This is a genomic window from Bdellovibrio sp. HCB-162, from assembly GCF_047344985.1.
Taxonomy (GTDB): Bacteria; Bdellovibrionota; Bdellovibrionia; order Bdellovibrionales; family Bdellovibrionaceae; genus Bdellovibrio.
The window spans coordinates 1628897-1646740 of sequence record NZ_CP178861.1; the positions used below are offsets into that span (position 1 = coordinate 1628897).

Sequence of the window (17844 nt, forward strand, 5' to 3'; positions counted from 1 at the left end):
CTTCGCGGGACCTTTCAGTTTAGCGCCATTCCACAAGACCAGAGTCAAAGTGGTACATGGCCTTCACTATCTTTACATCACCCGAACCTACAGCGTCACGCAGGATTGCAGAGCGTTCTAGGAGATCTTTCGCCACTCCGTCCACATTACTCCAAGTTTCCTCTAAAAGCCCTTGGGATGGAGTCGAGTTCGCGTATTTTTGCACGCGAGGTTTAATATCATTCACAAGACCTTCAAGAGCAGGACTTCCCAAAGAAGACCCTTTCAAAGAAGCCAATGCTGCATTGACAGCGCCACAAGACTCGTGGCCCATAACGACGACCAAGTTAGAACCTAAGTGCTCCACGGCGTATTCAATGCTACCGATGACATTGTCGTCCAAAGATTCACCCGCTGTTCTAATCACGAAAACTTCGCCCAATTTTTGGTCAAAAACGACTTCCGGCGGAACGCGAGAGTCACTGCAAGACAAAATCACAGAGTGAGGTTTTTGTCCTGAAGCCAAACGAAGACGATCTTTAGAGGAAGCTCCGTCGTTACGGAAAAAACCTTTTACATAACGAGTGTTGCCGTTTTTTAACCAGCCTTGTGCTTTTTCCGGAGGTACGGGGCCGGCTTCACGAACTGATTTTTCAGCACTGTGAGACGTTTGAATATGTTGAGCGGCAGCGGCCACAGCTTCTTTCATTTCACTTGCTTGGCTTTGGGCTTCAGCCTCAGTATTCTCAGGAACGATACGAGTGATTTCTTTAGGACCGTTCGTTGTTGCCTGCGCAGGAGCTTCTTTTGATTTTCCTTGCTGATCCTTTAAAAGAACTTTCGTGTCATCTTGAGTTGGAGTGCGGTGTCTTTGCATTGACGAGCAGCCAGCCAGCGAAACGATAATAAAACACATTGTGAAAAGTTTTAACATTTGATCCTCCCTGATGCTGTTCTTTATTCTCAGGACCTCCATCGAGGGCCGTCAAATTAAAAACAAAAAAACTTTTACCCCTAGTGGCGTGCAACTAAGATAAAAAAATCAATTGAGGAGTTACTATGTCTGTTTCAATTTTATCCCCCTCTGAAATCCAAGCCAAACTTCAAGAGCGCTCCTATTCAGCGCAAAAGTCTTATTTGGCGATGTACAGCACTTGGTGGGGGGGGATCGTCAAGGACCCAAGTCTCATGATGGTTCCCATCGATGATCATCTTGTGCACCGCGGGGATGGTGTCTTTGAAGCGATCAAAGTCGTTGATGGCAGCGCTTTTCTTTTGCAGGAGCATTTAGAGCGCCTGCAAAGCTCAGCGGCTCAGCTGGGAATTGTCCTTCCAATGTCACTCAGTGAAATCAAAGACGTCATTGCAAAGACAACAATCGCGACGGGTGCGAGAAACGCCATTCTGCGCCTTTATATTTCCCGCGGTCCGGGTGGTTTCACGACGAATCCCTATGATTCCATTGCGTCGCAACTTTATTTGGTTGTGACCTCTTATGCGCCTATCGCAGAAGAAAAATACCAAAACGGTGTCAGAGTCGGCAGAAGCAAGGTCGCTCCCAAGGAACCCTGGTTTGCAACGATTAAAAGCTGCAATTACCTTCCGAACGTGATGATGAAAAAAGAAAGTGTCGATCGCAAGATTGATTTCACCATCGGCATTGATCCGCAAGGATTTCTCACGGAGGGCAGCACTGAAAACATCGTGTTAGTAGATAAAAATAAAAATCTTCTTCGTCCCAAACTTCGTCAGATTCTTAAAGGCACAACGATGATGCGCAGTTTTGAACTAGCCGGTGCTCTTTTAGATGAAGGTCTTCTTTCTTCGATTCAAGAAAAAGACATTTCAGAAAAAGATCTTCTAGAGGCCCGCGAAGTGATGATGATCGGGACAACGCTAGATGTGTTGCCTGTGACTGAATATGAAGGCACAAAAATCGGCGAGGGGAAACAAGGTGAAGTTTCAGCGAGACTTTTAAAACTTCTTCGTGAAGATATTAAAAAGGGGCCGAAATCGACCCCTCTCTACGTTTAAATTTCCAACTGAATTTTATCCAAAAGCTCTGGATCGCTCAACACAGCTTCGCCACCCTTGGCGATGGCTGTGAGAGGGCTTTCTGCAATTCTCACAGGTAAGCGCACCTCATTTTGAATTCGCAAATCAAAATCGCGAATCAAGGCGCCACCACCAGCAAGAACAACTCCTCTTTCGATAATGTCAGAAACAAGCTCAGGAGGAGTGTGTTCAAGAGCTCTGTGAATCGCATTAATAACCTCTTGAATACAACCATTCATAGCAAGCCCCACATCTTCAGAGCTCGCTTCAATAGTCTTATTCATTCCCGTGTCGGCATCACGTCCTGAAATCGTTGCGGTGCGAATGTCTTTTTTAGGAACTGCAGTTCCAATAGAGACTTTTAAATACTCCGCCGTCGTTTCAGAAATAATGAGTTTTTTATAGCGACGGAAGTAATCAATAATCGCATCGTCAATCTTATGGCCACCGACGCGAGCTGCTTCACAATAAACGATGTCAGCTAAGGCGATCACGGCGACTTCTGTTGTGCCACCGCCGATGTCGATGATCATGTTGCCTTCTGCAGAGCGAATATTGAGGCCCGAGCCAATAGCCGCAGCCATCGGTTCATCAATCAGAAAAACCTCTTTTGCGCCTGCGGCTTTACAAGATTGAATAACGGCTTTTTTCTCAACTTCAGTCACGCCATAAGGCAAAGACACCACAACACGTGGGCGAGAAAATGCAGATTTCACTCCCGGCTGACTTAAGAAATGCTGAAGCATCACTTCCGACGTTTCAAAATCTGCAATCACGCCATCGCGAATAGGCTTTTGCGCAAAAATACTCCCGGGATTGTTTGCCAATTTTTCTTTGGCGTCGTTTCCAACGGCGATCACTCTTTTTTTGCCAGGACTTGTCTGTTGGTAGGCGATCAAAGACGGTTCGTTAAGAACAATCCCTTTTCCGCGAGCCGCAATCAAAGTGTTCGCAGTGCCAAGATCTACATAAAGATCTGCTGCTGTTCCGGCGTCGTCCTTAAAGAACCATGATAGCATATTATTTCCCAAATCCTTTTTGGCTTTCAAAAGGGAATGTAGCAAAGATTGAGATGTAAGAGTAAGATTTATTCAGATCAAGGCCCACTTCTCCGCCCAATGTGACTTGATTCCAGTCGGCATAGTGAAACTCACTGCCAACAGTCAAATTCGACGCCACCGTATTTTCCTCTTTTGTGTTGAGAAACGTAAATGGCACGGCTAAGTAAGGAACGGCCAAGCCGTACTCTGTATCAAATTTTTTGCTGACAAGGGGAGCTACCTGCAATTGCAGCAAGTTTTCATCTTCATCGCGCGCAAGACCTGCGCCCACGCGAAGACCCATCGCTGGTTGGTTATCAACATCTGGAAACGGCATCCACTTCGCACTCACAAAAGCGTTGAAGTCCACAGCTCCAGCACCCATTGTGATACGGGCACTTGTCGCATCGTTGATGTGCGTATCAAAGAAAACGTCAAAGTTTGCGCCGCCACCTTTGTTCATCAAAAGTTGCGGTTCAACTCCCACTTGATACATGCCTGCAGGAACAATTTCACCAGATTCAGCGATGCTCAAATAAGCATGGGCAGAGGAGCTTAAAAAAAGACCTAAAACGAAGTATTTAGCAAATTTCATGAATAAAAACCTTTCGACCCAAAAATGGTATCGAGTCGCGAATCATTTGACAAGACCTTGATCCAAAGAGAATCTTGAAAGTGTGACGAAACTGCCAATATCCGTTGTGATCATCACCCTGAATGAAGAAGCTCATATCGAGCGTTGCATCCGCTCGGCCTCCTTTGCCGACGATGTTGTTGTTGTTGATAGCTTTTCGACGGATCGCACCGTTGAAATCGCTGAAAAGTGTGGTGCTCGGGTTTTTAAGGAAAAATGGAGAGGTTTTGGTCCGCAAAAAGCCTTCGCCACTGAGCAAGCAAAACATTCTTGGGTTTTGGCTCTGGATGCCGACGAGGCTTTAAGTCCCGAACTTTGTGCAGAAATAGTTGAGAGCTTTTCCGATTTAGATCCGGAAGCAGGCTATCTTTTCCCGCGAAAGTCCTATCACTTGGGTCGTTGGATTGAGCACGGCGGATGGTATCCTGATTACCAGCTACGACTTTATAATAAAACCAAATCGCAGTGGAATTCCGCGGCTTTACATGAAAAAGTGGAAGTAAAGAAAACACTTAAAATGAAGCGCGATCTTCTGCACTGGGTGTTTGACAACCTAAGCGATCAAGTTGTGACGAACGATCGTTACTCCACCTTGGGAGCTAAGCAGTTGGCCGAAGAGGGAAAGAAGTTTTCCTACTTCAAGATGATCTTTAAGCCGTTTGGAAAATTCGTTGAAACATATTTTGTGAAATGCGGATTTCTAGATGGCCTTCCTGGTTTTATTATTTCTATGGGAGCCGCGTATTCGTTGTTCCTTAAATTTGCCAAGCTTTGGGAGATCGAACGTGCGAAAAAGTCTTCAGGTTAAAGCATTTCTTTTACTTCTGCCGTTCATTTTCTCGGTGAAAGTTTCTGCTGAAGCTCCCAAATATCCTGCTTTGCGTGAATGGCAAGGGCAGGTGTGGTTGACGGGGAAAGATAGTAAAAGACTTCAAGTAAAGTCTAAACAAGTCTTGCGCGAAAAAGCTCTTCTAGAAACATCGGCATCGGGATCTGTAAAAGTACAATTGGACGAAAAGCGCAGTTTTACTTTGCTAGGCTCTGGCGAAGTTTCAATGCCCGTGATCTCGTGGGAGAGCGGCGAAGCTCCGGTTGTCATTTTAAAGTCTGGCGATATTTATTGGGAGCAAAATCCAAAAGAAAAAGGTCCTTTCAACGTGGCCTTACGTTCGGACCTTTTTGAATTCCTCGCTCCTCCTGGAAAATACATTCTTTCCATCAATCCCGGAAAAGCTTTTTCAAGTGTGAAAATGCTGGATGGATCGATGGAGTTTTCTGCACTTAACGGCGAAGAATCCGTGGTTGTGAAATCCGGTCAGCAAGTCGCTTTTCAAGGAGTTCTTGAGGGTGGGGAGATTGCTTACGATGTTCTTTTAAAAGGCAAGAAAATCCCCAAGGGTCATTTGACGGCAGTCACTGCGGTTGACGCTAAGGATATGAGTCGTGCTGCAGATGCAGAGAAGAAACGTCTAAAAGATTTGGCCCGTCAGCAAGAAAAAAGCAAAGCCGCTTTGGCTCAGCTAAAACGCGACGGCGTGATTTGCACAAATCCTCCCGGTAAATTTAACGAGTGTTCGTGGATCTGCACGAACAACCCTAAAAAAGAGAAAAAGGCATGTTTGGTGTCAGCCGGAGCCATCTGTGAGCGTCAACGCTGTAATGCGAACGGGGATTGGGCCGAAAAGACGCTGTTGGATGCTGAAAAAGCCAGCAGTATTTGTAAGGCGCAACCCGTCGTAGCTCCCTGTGATTACTAAGATTTTTCAATTTTGCGATAAATTGGGTTAAATTCCCTCTTGCACTTTTATCCCCAAAGCCCTATAACTGGTCTTCCTTTGTGGTGGGTATAGCTCAGTTGGTAGAGCATCGGATTGTGATTCCGAGTGTCGCGGGTTCAAGCCCCGTTACTCACCCCATTTTTTTCTCTTTTTATCCCTGAATAATCTAAGTATCCGAACTCGTTAACGAGTCTCGTTGCGCGTTTAAATTCGTTTAAAAATTCGTGCAACACAAAACAACACACTGTCTGAGTCTGGTTAGTAAGATTATTGTTTATGAAACAATAGTAGCTCTAGATATTTTAAGGAACAACAAGTGTAAACGAATACCAGTTGCTGTTGAATGGTCCTTCAAATGATTCCGCCAGATGTGTTTCTCCAAACTTTGTGCGAATAACAACTTTAGATGGAGTTAGGAGAAACGTGGGAGGATTAGGCAAACCAAGTATATCGAAATGGTATTTCTTTCCCGATTTTAGGTATCTCGCCTTATTGTTGATAAATTCTATATCAGGCTTCATGCGTACCATTTGTAAAATTTGGTCCGTGCTCGAAAAAGCTGTTTTATTTTCTCCACCATCTATGAACCCCGCCGCTTCTTGCTGCCATGATCCATGAATGGTAAATCTGCCCACAACGGTTTCGCTATTGTGCTCACGTATATTGAACGTAATAAGAGCTCGACCTTGATGAAGTCCATTTTTGTTGACTCTACTAAAATTACTTTTATCAAAATGAAAAACTAGATCGAAGCTTGCATCCACAATCGAAATATCATTTTCTTTTTCTTCGGCCAATTTTTGAGCCAGAAGAGTAAATCCGTATGATGCTGATACCAATGATACAGCACCACTTACTGCGCCGAGAAAAATAAAAAAAATATAGTTATTAATCAAACTATGGACCCCTTCCCCTTGGAATTGTATCAAGTTGATTGTAAACTAGAATTTGATTTTAAAGTACTGAAAACAACTCTATGATTCTTAAATGCAAGATACAATAAGAGAAGAGATTATTAGAATAATAGAAATGAACCGTTTAGGTTTTAGTCATAATTGCGAAATGGATTCAATTGCACTATATGGGGGGCTTTCTGATTTAAATATTGATGCAAAGATTATATCTGGAGATCTTAGAATTGAGGATCGTCGTACTGGAAGAGTGATAATAGAGTTTAGACAAGGGCAAGATCGACAGCCTATTGGTCATTGCTGGGTGATAATTCAGGTTGAGGATGAAAAGTATTTCATCGATATTTCAACTGAAGCATATGCACCTAGTGTTATTATATTTGATTCTATTCATAATCTTCAATTAAACGATAGGATTCTTTTTGTGAAGGGTAGTTTCACTTTTGAATACATCTATAAAAGTGATGGGTGTAATTTAATGCCATAGTTTGAGCGCCATATACGCGATATCGACTCACTGAAGTCAATGCGTCTCAAAGTTCATTCTTATATATTTCCCAAAATTTAGAGCAAAAGGCTTTCGTCACGGCTCTTAAAGAGTTATCAATAGTGGTCTTGACGTTTTTGTATTTTATATTTAATATACACTGTATACTAAATATAAAATAGGACCGCCCATGCCCACAGCTCACGTATTTATCGCCACCAGTCTCGACGGATTTATCGCTCGACAAGACGGCGATATCGATTGGCTCTTAAGTCGCGACAATCCAAATGAAGACCACGGCTACAACGACTTTATCAAAGACATCGATGTCATTATTATGGGAAGAAACTCCTACGAGAAAGTTTTAACGCTAGGGCCTTGGGGATACACGAAGCCTGTCATCGTTCTCTCCAAAACGCTTGCAGGTAAACCCGTGCCAAAAGAATTAGAGGGCCGGGTGCGTTTCATGATCCAATCTCCGAAAGAGATCATGGTCTCGCTATCTAAAGAAGGCGTTAAGCGAGTGTATGTCGATGGCGGACAAATGATTCAATCATTTCTTCGCGATCAATTGATTGATGACATGGTGATCACGCAAGTGCCGGTGTTAATTGGAACCGGTCGTTCTCTCTTTGGTGAAGTGAGCGATGATATATCTTTAAGTCATGTAAGCACAAAAGCTTTTCCATCGGGTTTGGTTCAATCGCACTATCGAGTTAATAAATGAAAAAACGAGGCCGTCCCAAAGGGAAAGCACTTTTAACAATAGAGGATATCTGTACCACAGCCCTTCAGCTTCTTGATGAATCAGGCTCAAAAGGACTTTCAATGAGAACTCTAGCAGATGCCTTAGGTGTCACACCGATGGCACTTTATAATCACGTCGAAGATCGCGTGTCGTTATTGCGCGCTCTTTCTGATTACGTGTACCGAGATGTCTCCCAAAAGTTTGAACAAAGCACAGGAACTCCACGAAAACGCACGGAGTTTCTGCTGATAAACTACTACGCCGCAGTATTAAAGCATCCAAACTTATCTCTAAGTATTTTCGAAACACCAGACGCATTTTCAATTGAGGCTGCACGAATCACGAATTACCTCGAAGCTTTGTTGAAGGACGCAGGTTTGTCCCTTGCAAAAAGAAAGCTCTGGCTTGAAATCTTGGTCGATTTCACTCACGGAAGTTCGATCGCAACCGCGACACATCAGATAAATAAAAAATCGGATCGCGCTTTGATTCAAGGTCAGTCGCAAAGATATGAAAAAGCGCTGACAGAACTACTTAATCACGTCTTTCCCTGATTTTCGTGCTATGAAGGTGATAAGGAGGCGCTATGTCCGTCACTGATCAGATTAAAGAGATCGTCAATAGAGAAACTGAAGCTTGGAATTCTAAGAACGTCAATCAACTGATTTCTGTCTTTCATAACGATATGGTTTGGCCTTGGCCTCCGACTGAAAAACATCACGATCCGATGGATTGGGTGTTAGTTCAGGGAAAATTCAATGCTGAAAGATGGAAGCAAGGTTGGCAGCAACTTTTCGACACTCACGATTTAGTTCACAACAATCGATCCATCAAGCGAATCCAGGTGTCTGACCAGCAAGACGGTGCTTTTGCTGTCGTAGATATTGATACGCTTTGGAAAAACAAAAAGACGGGTGAGGAGATGAATTGGAAAGGCCGAACGTGCAAGACATATTCGCTGACCAATGAAGGCTGGAAGATGATCCATCAAGTAGGCGTTCTCGATTATTCGAATATGTAGCCTTTATAGATGCTCTAAGATATTCACTGTTCTACCAAAAGGATCGCGGACGAAAAAGCGACGCACTCCCCAAGGCTCTTCGGTGAGTGCGTACTCAATCTTAAAGCGACCTTTTTTCATGCGGCGGTAGGCCTCATCAACATCGTCTACTTCAATCGAAAGATCGGGGACAGGAGTATTAGACCCGCCTTGGGAAGCAAAACTAATTTGCACCATCATCTTCGCCGAATTACCATAAGTGGCAAGCCAACCATGATCCATCAAAAGCTCAAGGCCCAAGATGCGTTCGTAGAATCTTTTTGCAGCAGAAATTTTCTTCGTTTGAATATTGGCGACGATGCGTTTTACTTTCATAATTCAATAAAAGCATAGCCTCGAGTGGAGGCTCAATGGATAAGAGAAGACCTGGAACAAAGCCTTGTTTGTGGAAGGTCTTAAAGTAGTGATTCGACAACAAGCCTTTAGCATTTTATTCTTTAAGCATGAGCAAATCATCTGCGACTTCCAAAGCATCTAAGAAGAATCAGACAACAATTCCAGCTCGCGTCCGAAGAGCCTTAGGCATCTCCAAAGGTGACACGCTTCTCTGGGCCATCAACGGCAACGAAGTCACCATTCGCATCATCAGCAAAGTGAAAGTCGATTGGACGAAGACCTCTGAAATGTCCCTCTTAGAGTGGACTCCCGAAAAAGACGAAGAAGTCGGCCTCTAACATAGGCGGGAGTGTTCCAAAAACCTCCCGAAACACCACCGACAGATTCTGTCATCACTGCCGAATCTCTAGTCAATAAATCACCCTAAAACCCATTGGCATTCCTTGCATAAAAAGGGCTGATGGGCCGAATTCTATTATTATTCTTATTTTTCACAAGTCTCAGCGCTGCCGGAAAAACCGGGCAGATAGAGTTGGGGCGTGTGGAAGATCTTCTCAATCTCTCAGGCTCTTTTAAACAGGATGGGCCCAATTGCTTTGCCTCGGTGGCCTACGCAAGTGGCTTTATCGACGACGCTGCCTACGTTGACTCAGGCCTTTTTCAAGCCGCTCTAGAAACACCCTATTGTCAGACTCTCAAAACCTCTACCGATCTTAGGGTCGGCGATTTTGTTCTTCTAGGAGGCAGTCCTACAAAAGGAGGCGACCGCTGGGAGCACGCCATTTTGTACATGGGAGTAGGACAGGTCTTCGCAAAAATGGGATTTAAGAAAGAAGAAGCCGCATCCGTCGTCGCGATGACAGAAAACATCCAGTGGTATCTTCAACAAATCAGAACTCCTCAAGGAAGGATCTGCGCAGCCTCTTTTTTAGACGAAAGAAAACGCGCGATGTGTGAAAGGCATTCGCTCTTTCCGTCCTATTTTAGATGTGACTGGAAAGCATTAAGAAATGAATTAGAAAATTCAACTCTTGCTTCATTGTGGGCTGAAATTCTAAAAATCCGCCAACAGCTTTTCAAAGACACCCTTCAAGAATCGCCGGAGCGTCACGACGCCATCAAAGACCGTCTTGATCACCTCGAACAACAAGTCCTCAACTCTTCAGAGGTAAAGGCATTAAAAAATATCGTTCTCGCCACCATTCACGACACGCGAGAGCAAGTTCATCTTATGGATGACTTCATCATAGGCCTTTAGCTGCAATTGCTTCAGTCAAACTTATCAAGATTTTGCCAACCCGTGTAAATTCAAAACTTAACCTTTCACATACTTTTTTTTGGTTAGAAACAAAAAAAACTTTATAAACGAATAATTTTCGCGTTATGTTGTTTGAAACCTGTAAATTTGGAGGCAGCGTGAGGCTTAAAAAGAATATTCTCGGAGAATTTCTTAAAGAAAAACGCATGAAGGCCAGTCTCTCTCAAGGAGACGTCGCAAACAAACTGGGCTATTCAACACCGCAATTTATTTCAAACTGGGAACGTGGTGTATCGATGCCTCCGATCAACACTCTTAAAAAGCTAGGGCAGCTCTACAAAATCTCTGCTGACGATCTTTTCGAAGTCACTTTGGCTGCAAGAGTGGACGAAGTGAAAGCGGAACTTCGCCGCAAGTTCGACGAAGCTCGTTAATATAAATCATATGTAAATTTACATCTTCATTCCGACAGATTTGTTGAAAAGATCTGTCGGAATACTGCTATCGAATTCAACAAAAATTCGGCATTTTTAAATCTCACGGAGGGACGATATGTGGAATCTTCTGCATCCCTGGTGGGAATACATTCTTCGCTCGGCCGTTGTTTACGCTTTCGTCTATCTACTGTTGCGCATCGTCGGCAAAAAGCAGATTGGTGAAATGAGTCCGTTTGATTTTGTCCTTCTGCTGATCATAAGTGAATCCGTCAGTGCTGGGATTACGGGAGGAGACACTTCTTTGGCGGCGGGACTCCTCGCGGTTTCAACTTTTGTTCTCATGAATTATTTTTTTGATGTGGCTCTTTATAAATCAAAAAAATTGGAGAGCCTTTTAGAAGGAGAGCCGCGAATCATTATTAAACAGGGTGAGATCGATAAAAAACTCTGTGACAAAGAAAATATCACCCTAGGCGAAATTCAAAGTTCACTCAGGGAAAAAGGCGTCGACGACATCAGTAAAGTGCGTTTGGGAGTTTTAGAAACCAACGGAAAAATCAGCATCATTAAAAATGAGTGACAGCTATGAAATACGACATTGTTCATTTTGATCCTTTGATTGCGCGTGGAAGCGTGTGGGAGTGGGTGGTCGTTTTTGTTTTGGCGATCATTTTTTCTGCCGGCCTTAAATATACGCTTAAGTTTGTGGTCAATCGCTGGAAGAAGATCGCTAAGAATACTCACTGGAAGGTGGATGATTTTATCATTAGTTGCCTGGACAACACCCGCAGCTGGGTTTTGTTTGTCGCTGCCTTTTATCTGTTAAGCGGTTTTGTGGACGCTCGTCCTGAAATAAAAAAAGCTCTTTATGTCGTATTTGTCGCTGTTAGTACTATTCAAGTCGGCATCTGGGGAATTTACGCTTTAAGAACCTGGCAAAAAAATTATCTAACAAAGAAAATGTCCACCGATGCAAGCTCCGCTTCCGCAATTAATATTATTGTGACGGCAATGAATGTCTTTTTCGTCGTGGCTCTGGTGATGATCGCTCTCAGCAACATCGGCGTGAATATTGGCGCTATGTTGGCAGGGATGGGAATCGGGGGGATCGCAATCGCGTTGGCGGCCCAAAATATTTTGGGAGACCTTTTTGGATCACTGTCTATAATTCTAGATAAACCCTTTGTTGTCGGAGATTATATCGTTGTCGGCAACGACGAAGGAACTGTCGAAAATATTGGAGTCAAAACAACCAGAGTCCGAAGTCTTACCGGCGAAGAACTTATTTTTGCGAACAAAGATCTTCTTGAAAGCCGAGTGAAAAATTTTAAGAGGATGTGGAAACGCCGGGTCTCGTTAAAATTTTCAGTTCCCTTGGAAACGTCTTCTGAAAAACTAAAGCAAATTCCTGACTGGGTTAAAGAGTACGTTGTAGCCATTTCTTTATTGCAGTTTGAAAGGTGCCATTTCTCTGGAATTGGCGAGTCATTCTTAAAATTTGAAACCGTTTTCTGGGTGAACGATCCCAGCTTTGCAAAGTACATGGATTTGCAACAAGAGCTTTTGCTAAAGCTCATTGATCGATTCCGTGCTGAAAATGTGCAGTTAGCTATACCAACCAGCGCTTTTGAAATTAAATATTTAGATAAAAATGAAGAGCGTCGGGAACCGCCGCCCTTTCATCAAGAAATCTCCCATTAAGGATTAGGACCGTTTCTAAATAATTCAGAAAAGCGCGGGGGCATTAAGTTCGCCACCATATCTAAGGTTGTGCCGACAATAGTTTGTTCTTTGATTTGAGGTTTGAGTCTTTCAAAGGCCTCACCAAACATTTGCGCTTCTTCTTCGGTGAAATTGTTCATAGCCGCTTCAAACATACGACCTTCTTCTTCAGCAATATGATGTTCCAAAGCTTGTCGTAACTTTTGCGCAGTGTTCTTCCAATCCATCTTAGTTTTGTCTTGGAGCTGCAGCATACGCAAAAGAGTTTCCGCTTCCATATGCTCTTTGTAACCTTCCATGGCAATGTCTTTTGTCAGATTTAATGAGCGCAAAGAATTATAAAAAACAGATTCTTCAGCGCGAGCGTGCGGAATCAGTTCATCTCTGATCTTATTAATAAGCTGGGATTTTCCTTCTTTGTCTCCTTCTGGCAAATTGACTAAGTCATTTAAAAGTCCTCGTACGACGACATGATCCTTTTTTAAAGCTTGATAAATATCCATTAGGTCCTCCTGTAAGAAAAAGAAAGTTTAAGAGTGCAATTGCCTGAAAGTACACCGTAGCAGAGGAAATACAAAATGACAGAGTTTTAAAGTGCATCGTGAATGTAATAAATTAAAATTCCCAAACAATGTCTTTTGTGCGTGATTCTATCTGACAATATGATTTTTATGTCCACAAGGCGGTTGTATGAAAATTATCAGTTTCCGAAAAATTTTAGGTCCAAATGTTTATCATTATAAACCTGTCTTCATTATGAGAATTGATCTTGAAGATCTCGTCGATACGGAAACAAAATCTATAGCCGGATTTAATGAGAGACTTTTAAAATCACTACCTGGTTTGTATGAACACACTTGTTCAACAGAAAAAAAAGGCGGCTTTGTTGAACGCCTTCATGAAGGTACTTATTTTGCGCATCTTCTTGAACATATGGCCCTGGAGCTCAGTCATCTTGTTGGAATTGATGTCAATTACGGTAAAGCCCGGTTTGCGGGTGTTCCAGGGCAATATGATATTATCACGCGTTTTAAGAACGCACCAACGATGCAAGCTTGCTGCGAACAAAGTATTCAGATCGTGATGGACCTTTTAAATAACAAAGAAGTAGATTTGGCATCCATCTTGGAAAAAATAAAAAAAGTAGAAAACGAAGCCCTCGGTCCCAGCGGCCAGTGTATTTACGACGCCGCCAAAAGAAGAGACATTCCCGTGAAAAGGATAGGCGACGGAAGCCTTTTGCAATTAGGCTGGGGAAAGAAAATTCGACGCGTTCAAGCTGCCGTGACGGACAAAACAAACTTGATTGCTTCTGACCTTGTGCAGGACAAAGAAGTGACGAAAAAATTCTTGAGACAATCCTTAATTCCCGTGCCTGATGGCGTTCTTATTCATTCCGAAGAAGAACTTGAGTCAGCCATAACGCAAATTCATGCACCGTATGTATTAAAACCTGTGGATGGACATCATGGTGAGGGAGTCATTCTTAATTTACAAAATCTTGAAGAGCTCAAAGAAGCGTTTAAGAATATTTGCCATTTATCAAATGCATTTTTGCTTGAAGAAATGTGCTCAGGCAACGACTACCGTATTCTTATAATTGACGGAAAATTCATCGCCGCAGCCGAAAGACGGGCGCCGGAAGTCAAGGGCGACGGCGTTTCGACTATCACACAGCTTATTGCCGAGCTAAATAAAGATCCTTTAAGAAAACCGGGCCATTCCGGATTTCTTACAACCATCGTGGTCGATGAAATCATGATTCAGCATCTAAATAAAAACTCTGTGAACCTTGAAACTGTTTTGGAAAAAGACCGCGTCGTAACTTTGCGTGGAAATGCCAATCTTTCTTCGGGAGGAACAGCAACGGATGTTACAAAACAAGTCCCCGATGAAACAAAAGCGTTGTGTGAAAGAATTGCGCGTCTGATTGGACTTGATATCTGTGGAATCGACGTTATTTCTGCAGATCTTACTAAACCATTGGATGAATCGTTCAAAGTGATCGAAGTCAACGCGGGTCCCGGTCTTCGCATGCACCTGGGACATGCTGAAAAAGGAGAAAGAACTGTCGGTGACGAGATCGTTGAAATGTTAATGCCGAAAGGTGAGCACGGACGTATTCCTATCATTGGCGTTACTGGCACAAATGGAAAAACCACCGTGGTCCGTCTTTTAAATAAAATCATGTCACGAGATAGCGAGTTTACTGTGGGCATGACGAGCACGGACGGAGTTTTTGTCGGCAACAAACAGATCGCAGAGGGAGACTCTTCCGGACCTCAATCTGCAGAGATGATTTTAATGGACCCGGCCGTGGAGTGTGCCGTTTTAGAAATTGCCCGAGGTGGTCTGCTGCGCGGTGGTCTTCCTTACGATTGGTCGGATGCCGCAGTCATTACGAATATTCGTGCGGACCATCTAGGACAAGACGGCATTCGCACTATTGACGACCTGGTCTGGATCAAATCCCTGGTGGCTGAAAGAGTGAAAGAAGGTGGTGTTTTAGTCTTAAACGCGGACGATATGAATTCAGTTTCTTTAATCAATAATGAAAGAGTTCAAAGGCTGGATCGTAAAATCGTTCTGTATTCCACGCGTGAATACAATTCGATTCTCTCGGCTCATCTGTCGATGGGGCACGATGCCTTTTGGTGCGAGAACGAAGAATTTTTAGGAGTGGTGAATGGTCATCGCCTCAGTCTAGGTCATTGTATTGATTATCCATTGACTCGGGTTTCGGGCGCTTCATTTCAAATTTCAAACATTCTGGCGGCGATGGCCACGGCGATTTCCCTCGGAGAATCGCCAGTCCATGTCATGGAGGCCTTGCGCAACTTCAATCCCACGGCTGAAAATCAAGGACGATTTAACATTTACCGAATTCACGATGCCCATGTCATTATTGATTACGGTCACAATGCAGATGCTATTTCAAACATTGGTGAAATCCTCTACAAGCATCCTGATGCTCACAAGATCGCCATGTTCGGACTTCCCGGAGATCGCTCAGATGATTTATTGACGTTAACGGCGCATCAAATGGGCAAGGTCTTTGATGAGGTCTACGTGCGAGATGACGAAGATCTCCGCGGCAGACAACCTTTGGAGGTGCCTCAGTTTTTGGAAAATATTTTTAATGTGAGTTTTCCGAATCTAAAGCACCATGTCGTCCACGACTATAAAACAGAACTTCATGGCATTTTAAGCAATCTTAAAAAAGGCGACATCTTCGTTATCTTTTTTGAAAACCTCAAACCTCTCTTACAGATTTTGCGAGAGTTTGATCCTAAACCCGTCGATAAAATCGAAGGGCAAACGGTCGTATACAAACCGCAATCTTCCGATGAGTTGAGTTTAAGATGATTTATTTGGAGAACGCTGAAATATTCCAGGAAGGTCGTTTTATAAAGGCTAATGTCTTTACGGCCGGAGAGAGAATTAAAAAAATTCAGACGGTCGATTATCATACATTGCGTGACCTCGATGTAAAAGTTTATGATTGTTCCGGATGTTTTATTATTCCGGGAATTTTAGATCCGCATTTGCATTTAGCAGGCGGCAGTGGTGAAAAAGGCGGTTTTTCTTCGCAAAGTGCCGCCATCACAATTGCCGAGTGTGTCCGAGGCGGAGTCACAACACTCGTGGGAACTTTGGGCGTTGATACGACGACAAAGACAATGCCTGAACTTGTTGCCAGAGCCAGAGCCTTTAACGATGTGGGACTGACTGCTTACTGCTACACAGGCGGTTATGATTGTCCTCCGCGAACGATCACTGATTCCGTTCGTCATGACGTGATTTATATTCCGGAAATCATCGGTGTTGGAGAAATCGCCATCGCAGATCGCCGGGCTCCAGAACCGACCCTTCACGATCTCGCGCGTTCGATGGTGGATGCGTACGTGGGCGGGATGTTAAGCAACAAGCCTGGTATTTCACATATTCATGCCGGTGGCGGCGATCGTCGTTTAAAAACCTTGCGCGATCTTATGGAAGTTCACGTCATCGTTCCTGATAAAATTCACATCACGCACATAGGAAGAAGCAAAGCTCTTGTTGAAGAAGCGATCGAAATGGCCCAGCGTGGGTGTTTTGTTGATCTTGATCTCTGGGATCGAGATTTCGTTTACTGGTATAAGGTCTACCGTGAACTTGGCGGCCCATTGGATCAATTAACCGTGTCTTCAGATGCAGGAATAGGCTCTCCTTCTGAGTTGTGGTGGGAATTGCGTGATGCCGTTTTGAATCACGGCTACACCTTAGAAGAACTTCTTCCACACTTTACGGTGAACACAGCCAGAGCCTTGGGGCTCAGTAGGAAGGGCCGGATTCTGGTCGAGCACGACGCAGACTTGACAGTGATTGATGCAAAAAACTTTGAAATTAAACATGTAATTTCTCGAGGACAAGTGTTCCTTGAAGACGGAAAATTTGTATTTAGTAACAGGATGGATTTCTCACGAAGAGGTCTAGACATTTATGGAATCGGTGAAGAAAACGACAAAAAAAGCAGCTAGAACTCACGCCAAAGTTGCTCATCCTCATGGAACTTTGATTATTATTGGTGGTAAAGAAGATAAATCCGGTGAGATGAAAATTCTCAAAGAAATTGCTCGCCGTTTGGAAAACGGAAAGCTAGTGATTATCACTGCCGCCAGCGAAATTCCGTCGGAAGTCTGGAATGACTACGAAAAAGTTTTTAAAAAACTGAAAGTCCATAACCTTGAACATCTCCACGTCAATCAGCCTGATGATGTCGAGAAAGTGAATCTGGAAAAAGTTTTTCACAACGCCAAAGGAATTTTCTTTACCGGCGGAGACCAATTGAAACTCACAAGCAAGCTGGGCGGCACAGTCGTGATGGACTACATCATCGAAGTTTTTCGTGCAGGAGGCGTTCTGGCCGGAACCTCAGCAGGGGCCGCTGTCATGGGCGAAACTATGCTCGTTGGCGGAGAAAACGGTGAATCGCATAAAGTAGGAAACTGGATGATGGCTCCGGGTCTTCGTTTTGTTGAGAACATGATCATTGATCAACATTTCGCACAGCGAGGCCGCATTGGAAGATTATTAGGAGCCGTCGCCTTGAATCCAGGCATCTTAGGAATCGGCATTGATGAAGGCACGGCCATCGTTATCGAAGAAAACAAATTTAAAATCTTAGGAGACAATGCCGTCTACGTTCTAGATGGACGAGAAGTCACTTATACAAATATTTCTGAAGCCTCTGCAGATCAAACGATGTCCATTCACGACGTGAAACTGCATGTCTTATCGGAACCTGAAGTTTTTGATTTAAAAGCCCGCACGGCTTTAACTTAAATATGATTCAAACTAAAATTTTCGTTTGGCGGCAATAATATATTTACGTGGATAAATGTATCCAAAATTGTTAC

General features: G+C 43.6%; 21 protein-coding genes and 1 tRNA gene. 16 read left to right on the plus strand and 6 right to left on the minus strand.

Features of this window, described 5'->3' with window-relative positions:
• Nucleotides 1–19 precede the first annotated feature (19 nt).
• Nucleotides 20–913, minus strand: a complete 894-nt coding sequence (locus tag ACLSSO_RS07980; RefSeq protein ID WP_413944615.1) for a carbonic anhydrase — start codon at nt 911–913, stop codon at nt 20–22.
• Nucleotides 914–1038: 125 nt separating this feature from the next.
• On the opposite strand from ACLSSO_RS07980, the gene ACLSSO_RS07985 reads away from it, so the two are divergent.
• The gene (locus tag ACLSSO_RS07985) at nt 1039–2013 is read left to right on the plus strand and encodes an aminotransferase class IV (protein WP_413944616.1); all 975 of its coding nucleotides are present in this window, start codon (nt 1039–1041) and stop codon (nt 2011–2013) included.
• Here ACLSSO_RS07985 and ACLSSO_RS07990 read toward each other — a convergent pair.
• Together ACLSSO_RS07990 and ACLSSO_RS07995 are read right to left on the minus strand one after the other, a co-directional pair.
• Nucleotides 2010–3053: a rod shape-determining protein gene (locus ACLSSO_RS07990; RefSeq protein ID WP_340591303.1), complete on the minus strand. Its 1044-nt coding sequence runs from the start codon at nt 3051–3053 to the stop codon at nt 2010–2012. The two genes, ACLSSO_RS07985 and ACLSSO_RS07990, sit on opposite strands and share 4 nt — an antisense overlap.
• A 1-nt stretch (nt 3054) precedes the next feature.
• Entirely contained in the window at nt 3055–3669 is a 615-nt protein-coding gene (locus tag ACLSSO_RS07995; protein WP_413944617.1) for a hypothetical protein, read from the minus strand.
• A gap of 82 nt (nt 3670–3751) precedes the next feature.
• On the opposite strand from ACLSSO_RS07995, the gene ACLSSO_RS08000 reads away from it, so the two are divergent.
• The 3 genes from ACLSSO_RS08000 to ACLSSO_RS08010 all read left to right on the plus strand — a co-directional run bounded on the left by ACLSSO_RS08000 (nt 3752) and on the right by ACLSSO_RS08010 (nt 5624).
• Nucleotides 3752–4516, plus strand: coding sequence for a glycosyltransferase family 2 protein (locus tag ACLSSO_RS08000; RefSeq protein WP_295905888.1), 765 nt, complete (start codon nt 3752–3754; stop codon nt 4514–4516).
• Nucleotides 4494–5465: a hypothetical protein gene (locus tag ACLSSO_RS08005; protein ID WP_413944618.1), complete on the plus strand. Its 972-nt coding sequence runs from the start codon at nt 4494–4496 to the stop codon at nt 5463–5465. Before ACLSSO_RS08000 ends, ACLSSO_RS08005 begins: the two co-directional genes overlap by 23 nt.
• A gap of 83 nt (nt 5466–5548) precedes the next feature.
• Nucleotides 5549–5624: transfer RNA gene (locus ACLSSO_RS08010), tRNA-His, on the plus strand.
• Nucleotides 5625–5788: 164 nt separating this feature from the next.
• On the opposite strand, the gene ACLSSO_RS08015 is transcribed toward ACLSSO_RS08010, so the two are convergent.
• Nucleotides 5789–6382, minus strand: a complete 594-nt coding sequence (locus tag ACLSSO_RS08015) for a hypothetical protein (RefSeq protein WP_413944619.1) — start codon at nt 6380–6382, stop codon at nt 5789–5791.
• A 91-nt stretch (nt 6383–6473) separates the two neighbouring features.
• On the opposite strand from ACLSSO_RS08015, the gene ACLSSO_RS08020 reads away from it, so the two are divergent.
• The 4 genes from ACLSSO_RS08020 (at nt 6474) to ACLSSO_RS08035 (ending at nt 8653) form a co-directional block, all read left to right on the plus strand.
• Entirely contained in the window at nt 6474–6884 is a 411-nt protein-coding gene (locus ACLSSO_RS08020; protein WP_413944620.1) for a hypothetical protein, read from the plus strand.
• Nucleotides 6885–7074: 190 nt separating this feature from the next.
• On the plus strand, nt 7075–7611 hold the full coding sequence (locus ACLSSO_RS08025; RefSeq protein WP_413944621.1) for a dihydrofolate reductase family protein: 537 nt from the start codon (nt 7075–7077) through the stop codon (nt 7609–7611).
• A gap of 101 nt (nt 7612–7712) precedes the next feature.
• Entirely contained in the window at nt 7713–8186 is a 474-nt protein-coding gene (locus ACLSSO_RS08030; RefSeq protein WP_413944622.1) for a TetR/AcrR family transcriptional regulator, read from the plus strand.
• Between the two features lie 32 nt (nt 8187–8218).
• Nucleotides 8219–8653: a DUF4440 domain-containing protein gene (locus ACLSSO_RS08035; RefSeq protein ID WP_413944623.1), complete on the plus strand. Its 435-nt coding sequence runs from the start codon at nt 8219–8221 to the stop codon at nt 8651–8653.
• Between the two features lie 3 nt (nt 8654–8656).
• On the opposite strand, the gene ACLSSO_RS08040 is transcribed toward ACLSSO_RS08035, so the two are convergent.
• Nucleotides 8657–9007, minus strand: coding sequence for a VOC family protein (locus ACLSSO_RS08040; protein ID WP_413944624.1), 351 nt, complete (start codon nt 9005–9007; stop codon nt 8657–8659).
• Between the two features lie 128 nt (nt 9008–9135).
• Here ACLSSO_RS08040 and ACLSSO_RS08045 point away from each other — a divergent pair, with 128 nt between their 5' ends.
• The 5 genes from ACLSSO_RS08045 to ACLSSO_RS08065 all read left to right on the plus strand — a co-directional run bounded on the left by ACLSSO_RS08045 (nt 9136) and on the right by ACLSSO_RS08065 (nt 12424).
• Nucleotides 9136–9366 (plus strand): AbrB/MazE/SpoVT family DNA-binding domain-containing protein, encoded by a 231-nt coding sequence (locus tag ACLSSO_RS08045; RefSeq protein ID WP_413944625.1) that lies wholly within the window; start codon nt 9136–9138, stop codon nt 9364–9366.
• 122 nt (nt 9367–9488) lie between these two features.
• A complete protein-coding gene (locus tag ACLSSO_RS08050) occupies nt 9489–10286 on the plus strand; it encodes a hypothetical protein (RefSeq protein WP_413944626.1) in 798 nt (265 codons plus the stop codon).
• A gap of 158 nt (nt 10287–10444) precedes the next feature.
• The gene (locus ACLSSO_RS08055) at nt 10445–10720 is read left to right on the plus strand and encodes a helix-turn-helix domain-containing protein (RefSeq protein WP_295906261.1); all 276 of its coding nucleotides are present in this window, start codon (nt 10445–10447) and stop codon (nt 10718–10720) included.
• Between the two features lie 118 nt (nt 10721–10838).
• Nucleotides 10839–11303 (plus strand): DUF421 domain-containing protein, encoded by a 465-nt coding sequence (locus ACLSSO_RS08060; protein ID WP_413944627.1) that lies wholly within the window; start codon nt 10839–10841, stop codon nt 11301–11303.
• A 5-nt stretch (nt 11304–11308) separates the two neighbouring features.
• Nucleotides 11309–12424 (plus strand): mechanosensitive ion channel family protein, encoded by a 1116-nt coding sequence (locus ACLSSO_RS08065; RefSeq protein WP_295906259.1) that lies wholly within the window; start codon nt 11309–11311, stop codon nt 12422–12424.
• Here ACLSSO_RS08065 and ACLSSO_RS08070 read toward each other — a convergent pair.
• Nucleotides 12421–12948, minus strand: coding sequence for a hemerythrin domain-containing protein (locus ACLSSO_RS08070; RefSeq protein WP_413944628.1), 528 nt, complete (start codon nt 12946–12948; stop codon nt 12421–12423). The genes ACLSSO_RS08065 and ACLSSO_RS08070 overlap by 4 nt on opposite strands.
• Before the next feature lie 187 nt (nt 12949–13135).
• On the opposite strand from ACLSSO_RS08070, the gene cphA reads away from it, so the two are divergent.
• The 3 genes from cphA to ACLSSO_RS08085 are packed head-to-tail and all read left to right on the plus strand — an operon-like array spanning nt 13136 to nt 17770.
• Nucleotides 13136–15811, plus strand: a complete 2676-nt coding sequence (cphA, locus tag ACLSSO_RS08075; protein ID WP_413944629.1) for a cyanophycin synthetase — start codon at nt 13136–13138, stop codon at nt 15809–15811.
• Nucleotides 15808–16965 carry an amidohydrolase family protein gene (locus tag ACLSSO_RS08080; protein ID WP_413944630.1) on the plus strand — a complete coding sequence of 386 codons (1158 nt, stop codon included), beginning with the start codon at nt 15808–15810 and terminating at the stop codon, nt 16963–16965. The genes cphA and ACLSSO_RS08080 overlap by 4 nt, the downstream gene beginning before the upstream one ends.
• The gene (locus ACLSSO_RS08085) at nt 16928–17770 is read left to right on the plus strand and encodes a cyanophycinase (RefSeq protein ID WP_295905873.1); all 843 of its coding nucleotides are present in this window, start codon (nt 16928–16930) and stop codon (nt 17768–17770) included. The genes ACLSSO_RS08080 and ACLSSO_RS08085 overlap by 38 nt, the downstream gene beginning before the upstream one ends.
• Nucleotides 17771–17844: the final 74 nt, after the last annotated feature.

Coding starts and splice junctions, on each gene's coding strand:
- ACLSSO_RS07985 (WP_413944616.1), top strand. CDS start 1,039: ATGTCTGTTTCAATTTTATCCCCCTCTGAAATCCAAGCCAAACTTCAA.
- cphA (WP_413944629.1), top strand. CDS start 13,136: ATGAAAATTATCAGTTTCCGAAAAATTTTAGGTCCAAATGTTTATCAT.
- ACLSSO_RS08065 (WP_295906259.1), top strand. CDS start 11,309: ATGAAATACGACATTGTTCATTTTGATCCTTTGATTGCGCGTGGAAGC.
- ACLSSO_RS08025 (WP_413944621.1), top strand. CDS start 7,075: ATGCCCACAGCTCACGTATTTATCGCCACCAGTCTCGACGGATTTATC.
- ACLSSO_RS07995 (WP_413944617.1), bottom strand. CDS start 3,669: ATGAAATTTGCTAAATACTTCGTTTTAGGTCTTTTTTTAAGCTCCTCT.
- ACLSSO_RS08040 (WP_413944624.1), bottom strand. CDS start 9,007: ATGAAAGTAAAACGCATCGTCGCCAATATTCAAACGAAGAAAATTTCT.
- ACLSSO_RS08080 (WP_413944630.1), top strand. CDS start 15,808: ATGATTTATTTGGAGAACGCTGAAATATTCCAGGAAGGTCGTTTTATA.
- ACLSSO_RS08020 (WP_413944620.1), top strand. CDS start 6,474: ATGCAAGATACAATAAGAGAAGAGATTATTAGAATAATAGAAATGAAC.
- ACLSSO_RS07990 (WP_340591303.1), bottom strand. CDS start 3,053: ATGCTATCATGGTTCTTTAAGGACGACGCCGGAACAGCAGCAGATCTT.
- ACLSSO_RS07980 (WP_413944615.1), bottom strand. CDS start 913: ATGTTAAAACTTTTCACAATGTGTTTTATTATCGTTTCGCTGGCTGGC.
- ACLSSO_RS08085 (WP_295905873.1), top strand. CDS start 16,928: ATGGAATCGGTGAAGAAAACGACAAAAAAAGCAGCTAGAACTCACGCC.
- ACLSSO_RS08045 (WP_413944625.1), top strand. CDS start 9,136: ATGAGCAAATCATCTGCGACTTCCAAAGCATCTAAGAAGAATCAGACA.
- ACLSSO_RS08050 (WP_413944626.1), top strand. CDS start 9,489: ATGGGCCGAATTCTATTATTATTCTTATTTTTCACAAGTCTCAGCGCT.
- ACLSSO_RS08070 (WP_413944628.1), bottom strand. CDS start 12,948: ATGGATATTTATCAAGCTTTAAAAAAGGATCATGTCGTCGTACGAGGA.
- ACLSSO_RS08060 (WP_413944627.1), top strand. CDS start 10,839: ATGTGGAATCTTCTGCATCCCTGGTGGGAATACATTCTTCGCTCGGCC.
- ACLSSO_RS08035 (WP_413944623.1), top strand. CDS start 8,219: ATGTCCGTCACTGATCAGATTAAAGAGATCGTCAATAGAGAAACTGAA.
- ACLSSO_RS08030 (WP_413944622.1), top strand. CDS start 7,713: ATGAGAACTCTAGCAGATGCCTTAGGTGTCACACCGATGGCACTTTAT.